At 63.2% G+C, this 13249-nt stretch carries 9 protein-coding genes, 2 tRNA genes and 1 pseudogene; 5 read left to right on the forward strand and 7 right to left on the reverse strand.

Annotation, left to right across the window (positions count from 1 at the left end; translation table 11 throughout):
* Nucleotides 1-29: 29 nt before the first annotated feature.
* The 6 genes from ABQ039_RS09250 to ABQ039_RS09275 form a co-directional block, all read right to left on the reverse strand.
* The gene (locus tag ABQ039_RS09250; RefSeq protein WP_002806565.1) at nucleotides 30-395 is read right to left on the reverse strand and encodes a response regulator; all 366 of its coding nucleotides are present in this window, start codon (nucleotides 393-395) and stop codon (nucleotides 30-32) included.
* Entirely contained in the window at nucleotides 392-700 is a 309-nt protein-coding gene (locus ABQ039_RS09255) for a lipid asymmetry maintenance protein MlaB (RefSeq protein WP_024937684.1), read from the reverse strand. Before ABQ039_RS09255 ends, ABQ039_RS09250 begins: the two co-directional genes overlap by 4 nt.
* A 103-nt stretch (nucleotides 701-803) precedes the next feature.
* Nucleotides 804-2150, reverse strand: a complete 1347-nt coding sequence (locus tag ABQ039_RS09260) for a chemotaxis protein CheW (RefSeq protein ID WP_374057848.1) — start codon at nucleotides 2148-2150, stop codon at nucleotides 804-806.
* Complete coding sequence (locus tag ABQ039_RS09265) at nucleotides 2147-2929, reverse strand: ParA family protein (protein ID WP_024937682.1); 783 nt, start codon at nucleotides 2927-2929, stop codon at nucleotides 2147-2149. The genes ABQ039_RS09260 and ABQ039_RS09265 overlap by 4 nt, the downstream gene beginning before the upstream one ends.
* A 1-nt stretch (nucleotide 2930) precedes the next feature.
* Complete coding sequence (gene motD / locus ABQ039_RS09270; RefSeq protein ID WP_039515497.1) at nucleotides 2931-3905, reverse strand: flagellar motor protein MotD; 975 nt, start codon at nucleotides 3903-3905, stop codon at nucleotides 2931-2933.
* Nucleotides 3906-3912: 7 nt separating this feature from the next.
* On the reverse strand, nucleotides 3913-4653 hold the full coding sequence (locus ABQ039_RS09275; protein ID WP_026064871.1) for a flagellar motor protein: 741 nt from the start codon (nucleotides 4651-4653) through the stop codon (nucleotides 3913-3915).
* Nucleotides 4654-5295: 642 nt separating this feature from the next.
* On the opposite strand from ABQ039_RS09275, the gene ABQ039_RS09280 reads away from it, so the two are divergent.
* From ABQ039_RS09280 to ABQ039_RS09300, 5 genes and pseudogenes are all read left to right on the forward strand, one after another.
* Complete coding sequence (locus ABQ039_RS09280) at nucleotides 5296-8451, forward strand: TonB-dependent receptor (protein ID WP_349777828.1); 3156 nt, start codon at nucleotides 5296-5298, stop codon at nucleotides 8449-8451.
* 445 nt (nucleotides 8452-8896) lie between these two features.
* Nucleotides 8897-9808 carry a type II CAAX endopeptidase family protein gene (locus ABQ039_RS09285; protein ID WP_349777827.1) on the forward strand — a complete coding sequence of 304 codons (912 nt, stop codon included), beginning with the start codon at nucleotides 8897-8899 and terminating at the stop codon, nucleotides 9806-9808.
* 274 nt (nucleotides 9809-10082) lie between these two features.
* Nucleotides 10083-10574, forward strand: a pseudogene (locus tag ABQ039_RS09290) (TonB-dependent receptor domain-containing protein); the annotation flags it as partial.
* A 125-nt stretch (nucleotides 10575-10699) separates the two neighbouring features.
* Nucleotides 10700-10776: transfer RNA gene (locus tag ABQ039_RS09295), tRNA-Pro, on the forward strand.
* 42 nt (nucleotides 10777-10818) lie between these two features.
* Nucleotides 10819-10892, forward strand: a tRNA-Arg gene (locus tag ABQ039_RS09300).
* A 110-nt stretch (nucleotides 10893-11002) separates the two neighbouring features.
* Here ABQ039_RS09300 and ABQ039_RS09305 read toward each other — a convergent pair.
* Nucleotides 11003-13246, reverse strand: a complete 2244-nt coding sequence (locus tag ABQ039_RS09305) for a S8 family peptidase (protein ID WP_349777826.1) — start codon at nucleotides 13244-13246, stop codon at nucleotides 11003-11005.
* Between the last annotated feature and the right edge of the window lie 3 nt (nucleotides 13247-13249).

Here is a 13249-nt window from a genome sequence, read left to right on the forward strand (position 1 = left end):
GTGAGATCCGATGGTGAAGCGAGTAAGGATTAACCCAGAACTTTCTGGACGGTGGCGATCAGCTGTTCCGGATTGAACGGCTTGACCAGCCAGCCGGTGGCACCGGCGGCCTTGCCTTCGGACTTCTTGTCGGCCGCCGACTCGGTGGTGAGCATCAGCATCGGGGTGAACTTGTAGTCCGGCAGCTGGCGCAGCTCGCGGATCAGCGAGATGCCGTCCATGTTGGGCATGTTCACGTCGGTCACCACCGCATTGAAGCGTTGGCCCTTCGCGCGGCCCAGCGCAACGGCGCCGTCCTCGGCTTCTTCGACGGCAAAGCCGGCAGAGGTGAGGGCGAAAGAGACCATCTGGCGCATTGACGCCGAATCGTCCACCACCAAGATACGTGCGCTCATGCGGCGTTCTCCACAGATTTCAGGTTGTCATTGGATGCGGAAAGTCCGAGCGCGTCGGTGACGCCGAGCAGACGGGCCGCATCTCTAAAAGTGTCGTTGCAGCCATCGAATTCGGTATGCAAGCCCGCCTGGCGGCGGCTCTGCACAAAGGCGCAGAGCAACTGCACGCTGGCGGTATGGATGCGCCGGACGTCGCCGGCATTGAGCACCAGGTCGCCGTCCTGGGTCAGGAACGCGGCAAGCTTCTGCTTGAGGTCGGCGCTGGTCTCGATGCCGAGATCCTCACCCAATGTCACTGTGCTCATTGTTGCTCCGAACGGATGGTTCTATGCGTACTAACGGCGGGGGGCGGGAAAGCTTTAACGCTGAATCGTTGCGCGTGCAGGTGCGCGTCAGCTGCACGCTGGATCAATGCAGCAGATGGCTGGCATCGAGCAGGATCATCGGTTGATGGCCCAGCCGCGCGACGCCGCGGAACAGGTTGTTGGAAATGCGGCACAGGCGGGCGTTGTCCGGCGGCTCGATCTGCTGATCGGTCAGGCTGGTCACATCCTCCACCGCCGACACGCGCAGGCCCATGGTTTCGCCGTTTTCTTCCAGCACCACCACACGCGTCTGCAGATCCATGTCGATCGGTGCCGAGCCCAGATGCATGCCCAGGTCGATCACCGGCACCACCTGACCACGCAGGTTCATGATGCCGAGCATTGCGCTGGCGGTGCCGCGCAACGGCAGCAGCGGCACCGGCAGCACCACTTCCTGCACCTTGAGCAATTCCAGCGCGTAGGTCTGCTCGCCGCAGCGCAGGCGCAGCCAGCGCGTACTGCGTTCGCTGGCGCGCCGCTCGGCCTGGATGTGCTCGGCCTGGCCGGGCGCCAGCAGCGCCTGCAGGCCTTGCGGATAGATCGGCGACGGCGGTGCGCGGTGCGGTGCCGGTGCAGGGCGCGGCGGTGCAGGAGCGGGTGCCGGCGGGGCGGGTGCAGCATCGGCAAAGGCCGGGTCGGCATCCATCTCCGACAGCAGATCGGCCGCCAGCAGGTCCGCGCCGGCGGCAGCGGTGGCAAACGCCGGGTCGGCGTCCATTTCGGCCATCAGGTCGGCGGTGCTCATGAACGGGCTGGGTGCTGCGGCGGCAAAGGCCGGGTCGGCATCCATTTCGGCCAGGAAATCGGCAGCGATGTCCGCGGCGCTGGGCGCGGCGACCACCGGCGGCCCGAAGGCCGGGTCGGCATCCATTTCGGCCAGGAAATCGGCAGCGATGTCCGCGGCGCTGGGTGCGGCGACCACCGGCGGCCCGAAGGCCGGGTCGGCATCCATTTCGGCGAGGAAATCGGCAGCGATGTCCGCGGCGCTGGGCGCGGCGACCACCGGCGGCCCGAAGGCCGGGTCGGCATCCATTTCGGCGAGGAAGTCGGCAGCGATGTCCGCGGCGCTGGGCGCGGCGACCACCGGCGGCCCGAAGGCCGGGTCGGCATCCATTTCGGCCAGGAAGTCGGCGGCGATCGCGTCGGCGCTCAGCACCGCGGCAATCGCGTTGGACGTCGCCGCTTCCGACACAGCGGCGGCTTCGGGAGCCGCGGCAGCCTGTACCGGTGGCTCGGCCAGCGCGAGGTCTGCGTCCGCAGGCGCCGGAGTTTCGCTGGCAGCAGGGGCGGCAGTGGCCGCAGCAGCCGGGGCGGGGATCTCGACGCCGGCATCGTGCAACAGGCCTTCCAGATAGTCGTCCAGCTCACCGTTGGCGGTGTGGTTGCTCATGCAGCTTGCTCCATACGCATCGCGTCATCGGCCAGCACCCATTCCAGCGCGCGGCGATAGGCGGACAGGCCGCGGCCCTGGTAGTCGCCGCCGGTGGCGGGAACGGTCAGTGCGGCGGCATTGCAGATTCGGGTATCCACCGGCACCGCGTCTTCCCAGACGACGGCGCCATAGGTGTCCTGCATCTCCTTGAGTGTCTCGGTGCCGGCACGGGTGCGACGGTCGAACAGGGTCGGCAGGATCGACACCGGCAGCGCGCGGCGACGCGAGCGCTGCACCATGTCGGCAGTCCGCACCATGCTGGCCAGGCCATGCAGCGCCAGCGGCTCGGCCTGGGTCGGCACCACCACGCGGTCGCAGGCGGCCAGGGCGTTGATCATCAGCAGGCCGAGCGTGGGCGGGCAGTCGAGCAGGATGTAGTCGTGCTGGCCGGCATGCCGGGTCATCGCGTTCTGCAGCGCCAGGCCCAGGCCGGGCTGGTTGGCGCTGCGGCGTTCCAGCGTGGCCAGTGCGGCTTGTGCACACACATACGACAGGCCGGGGATGGCGCTTTCATGGGCCAGGCTGGCCAGGTCGCTCGGCGGTGTGCCAAACAGGTCCAGCACACCGCGCGGCGGCGGGTCGATCGCCACACCGAACGCGCGGGTGAGGGAGGAGTGCGGATCGAGGTCGATCAACAATACCCGGTGGCCGAGCGCGGCCAGGCCGCGACCCAATGCCAGCGTCGTGGTGGTCTTGCCGACGCCGCCCTTTTGGTTGGCGATTGCCCAGATACGCATCTCACTGCACTCCTTGAATTACGGCGGGGACGGAACTTGTGCCGCTTTCGGTGGTGACGGCCGTTTGGCCGCCGTCAGACTTGGGAAGCTTGGGCGCCCCGGCGGCGGTCGCATGCATCTGCGATGGCGGATCGGGTGCGAGTGAGCCAGCCGAGTCAGCGAGGATGATCAACACCACACGCCGGTTCGCATTCCGTCCCGCCTCAGTGCTGTTATCGGCACGTGCGCGGAATTCTCCATAGCCCACCATCGCCAATCGTTGCGGGGCGACGCCGTCGTCGGCAAACAGGTGCACCACGCTGGCGGCGCGCGCGGCCGACAGCTCCCAGTTGGAGGGGAACTGTGCGGTGGCGATCGGCTGGTTGTCGGTATACCCCTCCACGCGCACGCCATTGGGCGCATCGCGCAGCACCGCGGCCAGCGCCGACAGGGTGCCGCGGGCGCTGCCGGCCAGCGAGGCCGAGCCGGTGCCAAACAGGATGTCGCTGTTGATCTCCACCTCGATCCACAGGTCGTTGCGGCGGATGGTGATGAGTTTCTGCTCGATCAGCGGCGCCAGCGTCTTGCTCAGCTGCTGGGCCACCGCATCCATCTGCCGCTGCGCGCGCGCCAGCTGCGCCTGGTTGCGCAGCGACACCGGCATGCGCATCTGCGCGGCCATCGACGGCAGCAGGGTGGGGTCGGTCGGCCCGCTGGAGGCGGCCATCGGGGCGCCGGCCTTGATCACCGAGGGGCGGTCGTAATCGGCGCCCAGGGTCTGGGTCTTGCCGATCTGCACCGGGCTGGCGGCAGTGGACGAGCCGCCGAAGGCGGTGGTCAGCGCCTGCGCCATGACCTTGTACTTGCCCTCGTTGAGCGAGGAGATTGCGTACATCACCACGAAGAACGCCAGCAGCAGCGTCATCAGGTCGGCATACGGAATCGCCCACGCTTCGTGGTTGCCATGGTCTTCGTGATGTTTGCGACGGCGGGCCATGACGGGACTAATGCAAGTATCCGGCCAATTTCGACTCGATGTTGCGCGGGTTCTCGCCCTGGGCGATCGCGATCAGGCCTTCGATCGCCATTTCGCGCTCGTTGGTGCTGCAGTGGATGACGCTCTTGAGCTTGGCGGCGACCGGCAGGAACAGCAGATTGGCCGAGGCGATGCCGTAGATGGTGGCGGTGAACGCCGCGGCGATGCCATGGCCGAGCATGGCCGGGTCGGCCAGGTTCTTCATCACCGCCATCAGCCCCAGCACCGCGCCGATGATGCCCAGCGTGGGCGCATAGATGCCCATGCCTTCGAACACCTTGGCCGCGGCAAGATCCTGACGCTCCTGGTTGTCCATTTCGATCTCGAGCATGTGCCGCATGGATTCGGGCTCCACGCCATCGACCAGCATCTGCAGGCCCTTGCGCAGGAACGCATCGTCCTGGCGCGGGAGCTGGTCTTCCAGGCCCAGCAGGCCCTGGCGGCGGGCGATGTTGCTCCATTCGACGATGCGCGCCAGCAACTGCGGGCGGTCGCTGGCCGGCGGCTGGATCACCCAGCGCAGGATCTTGAAGGCGCGCCGGAAAACTGCCGGCGAGGTGTGCAGCAGGATCGCCGCCACGGTGCCGACGATCACGATCACGAAGGCAGCCGGCGACCACAGCGACGAAATGCCGGCGCCTTTCAACACGCTGCCGCCCACGATCGCCACGATCGCGAGCACCAGTCCGATGATGCTGAGTCTGTCCATGGAAGCGATATCGGCGCGAGCCCGGCGGACTTGATAGACGCACTCGGTCGATGCGCCAGAAAGTTGTCGTTTTGCGGCATGGGCCGCTTCCACGCTGGCGTCGATGCAGGGTTGACAGGTCATCGGCGCACGCGCTTCCGACCAAGGCGTGTCATCAATGCCGCAGCAGGCCCCGCCGCCCTTGCGCTTATACGCAGGCAACAAGCGCGCGCATGTTCGGTGTGGCGATCGCGTTGGCGATGGCCGCCAAGCGGCGTGTGGTGGGCGATGCCCCCACGTCGATCCAGTCTCTTGCTGAGCTCGGTTTCAAACAAGGTGTGTGCTGGCGCGTCGGCAAACCGCTTGCGTCCGGTTGCGGGCAAGGGTGCATTGCTTACAGCGATCACGCTGCTGCAGCCGGCAACGCGGCAGGCCGTGCCATGCCGCGTGCAAGCGTGGCGGGCCGGCCGGCCATCGTGGATGCCCTGCAATGCCGCGGGCCTGTTGCGGGGCAGAATGCGCTACCGCATGGGCTGTGCTACTTAGCTTTCCACGGTATTAGAACGATCTAATTGCATCTGCGTGGAAGCGGACGCAAGAGGAGGGGGGCGCAACGGCGCCGGATATTTTTGTGTCACTTCGCGCAGCGTTCTTGGCGGATCGTTGGATCGACAGGAATCGGCCGAAGCCAATCACTATTGGGAGAGCATGATCGAAATGAACTGCATGCCATTCGCACGCAACCGCAGCACGCTGTCTGCCGGTATCGCCATCGTCTTGTTCGCGAGCGCCGCCTCTACCACCGCTGCCGCCCAGCAGGCCGGCGTCACGCCGGCGCCCACCGGCCAGGCCGAGGTGCAGGCCACGGACCTGGATGCGGTGACGGTGACCGGCTACCGCTACGCGATCGAAAAAAGCCTGGAGCAGAAACGCAACGCCAACGCCGTGGTCGATGTGATCACCGCCGAGGACGTGGGCAAGTTCCCCGACAAGAACGTGGCCGATGCGCTGCAGCGCGTGCCCGGCGTGGTCATCAGCCGCGACGGCGGCGAAGGCAAGAACGTCAGTGTGCGCGGCCTGTCCTCGGAGCTGGTGCTGACCGAATTGAACGGCAACTACATTGCCACCGCCGAATCCAACGGCGACCCGACGCGCTCGTTCAACTACACGCTGCTGCCGTCGAACCTGCTGGGCAGCGCGGAGCTGTACAAGACCCCGGAAGCACGCATCGACGAAGGCGGCATCGGCGGCACGGTGATCCTGCAGACGCGGCGCCCGCTGGAACTGGAGCCACATTCCGGCTTCGTCTCGGCCGAGGGCACCTGGTCGGATACCAGCAAGAAGACCGACGGCCAGTTCTCCGGTTCGTACTCGTGGCACGACAAGGACAACCGCTTCGGTGTCTTCGTGGGCTACACGCAGCAGAAGCGCACCGCTCGCACGCTCAATGCCAGTACCGAGAGCTGGCAGTGGTACGGCCGCGACGAAGTCGGCCCGGCGGTCGACGTCAACGGAAATCCGTCGGACTTCAACGCCAACTGGTGGGGCGGTACCGGTTTCTGGGACCAGAACAGCAATTACTCCACCGGTTTCATGATGCCGACGGCGGTCAGCCTGGACGCCAAACGCGAGGAGCGCGAGCGCAAGGGTGGGCAACTGACCTTGCAGTTCAAGCCGACCGACGACCTGACGCTGACCGCGAACTACTTCCGCTTCGACCTGTCGCAGGACTCGCAGACCAATACCATCAAGATTCCCGAGTGGAACATTGCCCGCTATAACGGCGACGGCAACTGGCGCGGCGGCCGTCTACTCGACGGGCTGCAGTTCGATCCCAGCGGCACCATCGTCACTGGCGCCGCCTACAGCCTGCGTCCGGGCAAGACCTATTATTGCAGCGAGGCGCAGGCCGCCGCGGCCGGCCTGCCGCCGGGCGGCTGGGGCTCGGACGATTGCACCGTGCCGACCCCGCAGATCACCGGCAGCTACAACATCGAGAAATCGCAGTCGCAGACGGTGGACCTAGGCGGCGAATGGCGTGGCGAGCAGGTGGACGTGGCGTTCAAGGTCGGCCGCACCTGGGCCAAGGGCGGGCCGGAGCTGCAGTTCTCCCTGCCGATCAAGCCGCGCCTACAGAACGCCGACGGCAGCTGGACCAACGGCAACTTCGCCAGCGCCTGGGACCTGACCGGCACGCCGTCCATGACATTCTCGCCGCAGCTGATGCAGAACCTGCGCGACGGCATCCTGCAGGTCGACCTGGGCTCGACCGGCTCGTCCTGGACCCGCAACACCAATCAGCAGCAGTACGCACAGATCGATACCACCTGGCATTTCGATGGCGAGGTCGTCGACTCGCTGCAGTTCGGCCTCAAGCGTCGCGACGGCGGCATCCACCGCAGTACCGGCAACAACTACTGGGTGTGCCCGGGCACCGATCCGGGCGACTACGACAACCGCTACTGGAACGGACGCTGCAATGCCATCGCCACCCAGTTCTCGCCGGGCCTGCTGTTCGCGCAGGACAACCTGGCCGGTGGCGTCAACGCCAGCGCGTTCCCGGCGATCAACTTCCCGGGCTACATCGGCTACTTGAACCAGACCTACGGCGCGATGCAGACCCGCAGCGAAGACAACTTCGTCTACAACGTCGACGAGGAGATCTATTCCACCTACCTGCAACTCAACTTCCACACCGAGCGGCTGCGGGGCAACGTCGGCGTGCGGGTGGCGCGCACCGGCCAGCGTGCCGATTCCACCGACAAGGTGACCGCCTACAACGACTACTTCTTCGATGGCGCCGACGGCAATCCGCTGGCCTGCCAGCAGGGCGCCGCCATGCCCAGCGGCGCCCCGGCCGACACCTATTGCGGGACCGAAGGCTACTGGCGTTTGTCCGACAGCGTGCAACGCACCGAATCATTCGTGGTCAGCGGGCTGGACCGCAACTATACCGACGTGCTGCCGAGTTTCAATCTGGCCTACGACCTGACCGAGAACCTGCTGCTGCGCGCGGCAGCCGCCAAGGTGATCGCACGTCCCAGCTACAACGACATCGCCGCGCCCGGCAGCCTGGAGTTCTACAGTCCCGAGTACGTGGCCGACCGGCGCCTGACCGGCGGTGCCAGCGAGCAGGGTTGGTACGGCTCGGGCAGCAACAAGAACCTGGAGCCGTACAAGGCCAACCAGTTCGACCTGGGGCTGGAATGGTATTTCCAGCCGGGCTCGGTGGCGGGTGTGGGACTGTTCCGCAAGAACGTGGAGAACTTTGCGGTCGACGTCATCAGCGACGTCAACATGATGGTCGACGGGCAACCGGTCACCGTGCAGAACTACAGCACCCAGGCCGGCGGCCAGGATGCGGTCTCGCAGGGTGTGGAGCTCTATGCGCAGCACACGTTGCCATTCGGTCTTGGTGTGCAGTTCAACTACACCTACAACGATGCCAGCAAGGCGGCGGTGCGGCTGGAGGATGGCACCGAGGCCGGCAAGACATCCATGCCGGGCAGCGCCAGGAACCAGACCAACCTCACCGTGTTCTACGAGACCGACAGCCTGCTGCTGCGCGCCTCGTACAACCGTCGCGGCGAGCTGGTGCAAGGCCTGGTCAACGGGTTGAACGTCTTTGAGGAGCCTTACTACCAGGTCGATCTGAACGCGGCGTACAACATCACCCCGGCGCTCAGCCTCACCGCCTCGGTGCTGAACCTGACCAAGCAGGAGTCCCGCTCGCATCTGGGCGAGGACACCCGCGCCCGCTTCTACACCGGCGGCTACGCAGGCCGGTTGGCGTACCTTGGGCTGACCTACAAGTTCTAAGCGCCAGCGTGTCACGCCCATGCCTGCCGCGTGGCGGTATGGGCGCGATGGTTCGGTGACGGCCGGACTGCAGTGTTCGCTGTCCGCGACGACATCGTCGCGTGTGCGCGGTCGTTCACCGCAGGATCTCATCGCATGAGGTCTTTGCTGGTGCGAATGCTCTCCCTGTCCCCGGTGCCGTCGCTGGCCACGCCGACGCTGGCTGCCGCACCGCGGTCAAACCGTCGAGCGATGCGGCGATCTAGTCGGGCCTTGCTGAAAAGAAGTGGACCTGGGCCCGTTATTTCGACCCGTTATTTCGACACCACGGGCGACGACGCAGCGCCATTTCGTCGGTGATCCGGGTGATTCATCGGCGGCTTCTGTGGCTTGGTCGCAAACGGATTGCCACGCCCCCGCGCGGATGGCAACTTGCAGCGGCGATCACGTCGACCTGGAGCCCCGCATGACCCCCGTTGCCCTGTATTCGCCCGATCCAGCCCGCGGCTGGCTGCCCTGGGCCTGGGTGACGCCGATCCTGATGATCCTGTTCAACGCGGCACCAGCGATCGCGCTGGACGGGTGGATGCAGTCGCAGCATTGGTCGACGCCGCACGGCGATCCGATCGGCCTCGCTGGCTTGTATGCGCTGCTGTGGATCGGCTTCGTGCCGACGCTGGCGGCCGTGCTCGTCTGGGTACGCTTCGTCGAAGGGCGCTCGCTGGCGAGTATCGGGCTGACCGGTCCGGCGCCGCTGAAAACCTTCCTTCGCGGACTGGCCGCTGGATTCGGCACGATCGCGCTGGTCGTAGTCGCGATCTGGATGGCTGGCGGCATGCAGGCGGCGGGCTTGGGGCAGGCCTGGCGGTCGCCCGTCAGTCTGCTGCACATCAGTCTGCTGCTATTGAGTTTCATGTTCCAGGCAAGCGTGGAGGAAGTCATCTTCCGCGGCTGGATGCTGTCGGTGGTCGCGCGCAAGACCAATGTCGCGGTAGCAGTACTGCTGGTGTCGCTCGTTTTCTGCTTCCTGCATTTCAGTCCGCACCAGCCGCCCCGGGTCATGCTCGGCACATTCCTGTTCTCGCTGTTCGCCTGCGCCTGGGCGCTGCGGACCGGCAATATCTGGGGCGTGATGGGCTGGCACGCGGGGTGGAACTGGTTGCTCGCGACCGGCTTCGAACTGCCCGTCACCGGCATCGATGCGCACTTGCCGGCGCTGCTGGTGGCGCTACGCCCGCAAGGCCTCGACGCTCTGACCGGTGGCGCGCAAGGGCCGGAAGGCAGTTACCTGTGCAGCGTCTTCTTCGTCGCCGCGATCGCGTGGATCCAGTGGCGAAAGACGCGCGGAGCTCAGAACTTCTCGCCGACCAGCAGGTAACGCCACTGCCCGGGCGGCATCGCCCCGTCCGGGCCCTTGCCGATCGGATGCTGGTTCGCGCCGTACCGGCGACGACCACGCAATGGAGCGTCTGCTAGCGCTCGGTGGGCCGATCGACGCTCCGCTACGGGGCTTCTCGGTAGGGTAGGGGGACTGCTATCCAATACTAGAATTAGGGATGTTTATCGGGGGTAGGGCAGCTCCCGACCCTAAGCGGTCACTCAAGAGAACGGGCTCAGATTCACTTAAGGAAGTCGACCTGACCCTGAGGTTTCAGAACTACGGCACCCAGGCCGGCGGCCAGGACGCGGTCTCGCAGGGTGTGAAGCTGTACGCGCAGCACACGTTGCCATTTGGTCTCGGTGTGCAGTTCAATGACACCTACAACGATGCCAGCAAGGCGGCGGTGCGGCTGGAAGACGGTACCGAGGTCGGCAAGACCTCCATGCCGGGCAGCGCCAGAAACCAGACCAACCTCACCGTGTTCTACGAAACCGACAGCCTGCTGCTGCGCGCGTCGTACAACCGTCGCGGTGAATTGGTGCAAGGCCTGGTCAACGGGCTGAACGTCTACGAGGAGCCGTACTACCAGATCGATCTGAACGCGGCGTACAACATCACCCCGGCGCTCAGCCTCACCGCCTCGATGCTGAACCTGACCAAGCAGGAGTCCCGCTCGCACCTGGGCGAGGACACCTGCGCCCGCTTCTACACCGGCGGCTACGCAGGCCGGCTGGCGTACCTGGGGCTGACTTACAAGTTCTAGGTGTCAGCGTGTCGCGCCCATGCCTGCCGCGTGGCGTATGGGCGCGACGATAAAGAAGTGAATCTGGAACCGTTATTCGCCCAAAATAGCCGACCTTTCCAGCCTTCGGGATTGAAAGGTCCCGCCGGGGTATAGCGCAGTCTGGTAGCGCGCCTGCTTTGGGAGCAGGATGTTGGGGGTTCGAATCCCTCTACCCCGACCATTCCGAGCTCTTGACGGCGTGGGAATGCGAAGTTCGGTCCGGGCACCCGTAGCTCAACCGGATAGAGCACCGGCCTTCTAAGCCGGCGGTTACAGGTTCGAGTCCTGTCGGGCGCGCAATTAGTAGCAAGGGCTGAGGGCTATCTGAGGCTCACTCCCTAAATTTCTCCCTAAAATCCCAAATGTAAGAAGCCGCTTCGTAATCGCCAGCGGCTACTTAACGTTAATCATTCAGTTTGGATCGAGACTTCAACGTCGTTGACGGCGCTCTCTACGTAGTTGCCTAAGCTAGTTGCTACTGAGTCATAGATGGATCCGTCCTGACCAGTTGTGCCAGTTAAGGTCAGTACGAAGGCAACTTGGCTAGCTTCGATCTCCATGTTGTTTGTTATGCCAAATTGATATAGATCCCTGGCGAATATGCGTGCGCATACTCGCATAGTTGTTCCGCTGAACGACTTTCCGGTGGGAATATTTTCTGCGTGGTGGCGCACAGGGTTCCACTTCGCATGCTCCGAGCGAGCTTTCAACTCTGGATCAGTATCCTCTTTCATCGACCCGGCAAGGTTGCCCATCTTTCCTTTCGCAGTTGTGTACTGCAATGCAACCTGAAGTCGTGTTGAAAAGTAGTTGGCAGCACCGAGCTCCGATACCTTCGGGGTCAAGATTGCTGTTAAGCAGACACGGCCTTTAAGCTTTCCATTGAAGATCAGCTGGGGCGGAATTGGAATGTCTTCCCAGTAATACCACTGACCAGCCTTGAGCTCCGAGGTCCATAATAATGTCACGGAGTCATCGTTGCATTTCCAAGGTACGTCGTGGCTCATGCATGGAGATCCCCAGCCGAGCCTTGGCTCATAGGCATTTCTGTCTGCGGTATTGATTAGAAGTGCACGGACCAGATCGGGAGTTGGGGCTTTGAGATTGTGAAATGTGTGGGCAGCCAGGCTCGAGACTAGGGCAGTGGCAAAGCTGCTGCCGGTGAGCTGATTGCCCCCTAAGCCTCTGAGGGTGGAAAACCATGAGAGCTCTGGCTTCATCAATCCCTCGGGTCCTGGACCACCAAGGCAAGCCGGACAAGCGGTTCCAGGTAGATCGGCTTCGGCTATTCGCCCACCAACAGTTAAAGCTGCTTCACAGTCTGCGGGTGGACATGGACGCAGTTCAGAGCAGTGGTCTACGTTACCAACTGAAATAACAGGCAAAATTCCATACTCGCGTGCAATCTTATGGATATCATGGCCAAGAACGCTCATCTCATGAGGTGAGCCTGGTTCAACTGGTTCATTGAATGACAAATTCCATACCTTCGTGTCCCCATGATGGCGTGCGATGACCGAACGAAGGTAGCTCTGGAAAGCAAGCCTGGCCGGGCTGCCGGGATCCGAAGTAGCGATAGCTTGAGCTATGCCCAATCTGCACACTAAATCAGGAATTTTTAGATGTGTGTTCCAAGCTGAGCCGTGTACTACGAGTGACGCAATGCGGTTTCCATGGGCTCTATTTGCTGAGACATCCGCAACTAGTGAAGGGGCTTCCCAGGCAACCATAGGTTTATAGCTGTTCGCAAACAAACCGCCGTCTATAACCCCGACAATTGGCTGCCATTGCTCGTCGGGGATCGGTCGTTCTGGATCTGGAGCGGTGGGTGCCTGGGTGGCCTGGATCTGACGAATCGGATCTATTCTGAAAACGCTCCCGGATGCTATTAATGCATTGAGAGAATTGACGTCGCGAGCAGCAATATTCAAACGTGTGAAAGGGTTCTGCCGATATTCCCGTGTTGCTCGGGCAAGGCTGTTAGCTGAGTTGGCGGTTTGTATTTGAAGCTGATCAGCGTCTGATCCTGGTTCGCGTGTTATGCCGACAAGATCGTTAATCCCGCTTATTAAATTGTCTTCTTGCAACTTAGTTATGGATGCGACAACGCTAGTCCTAGCCTCTGCTTCAAAGAATGGTGCTAGCCAAACAGTAAACAGCCTCCCGCTATCGATCTGGGTTGCTACATCCCAAATGGAGTTGGTAGTTCGGCCACCCAGAACGTCACTATCGCCCAGCGACGTTACAGAGCTAATTCTTGAAACTGCAATACGTACATCAGTACGCGCACTTGTTTTGACAATTGTCGATATCGCTTCCGATGCGTTTAGATCAACTTCAGCAAGGTAGCCGCCGCGAAAGGGAGCAACAAGTTGGCTTCCCAAATCAGCGCGAAATAGAGCGTCGGGCTCATGCGAAGGTGCTAGTGAGTCGTCAAACATCTTGACGGCTACGAGAGACCGTCCGGCGTGTATACCCGTAGTTCGCCGAGAGATCTCCTCGAACTGCTCCCCCAAAACAATGCGTTGCTGATCCAGACGGTCGCTTTTTATATGTGCCTCAGTCGGACTCCGGCCGGTAACAGTCGCTCTACGTGGGTCGCGCTTGAGGGTGAGTACCGGATTGAGTACGGGTCTAATATCAGTAGCCACTTG

The organism is Xanthomonas sp. WHRI 6108 (genome assembly GCF_040202385.2).
Taxonomy (GTDB): Bacteria; Pseudomonadota; Gammaproteobacteria; order Xanthomonadales; family Xanthomonadaceae; genus Xanthomonas; species Xanthomonas arboricola.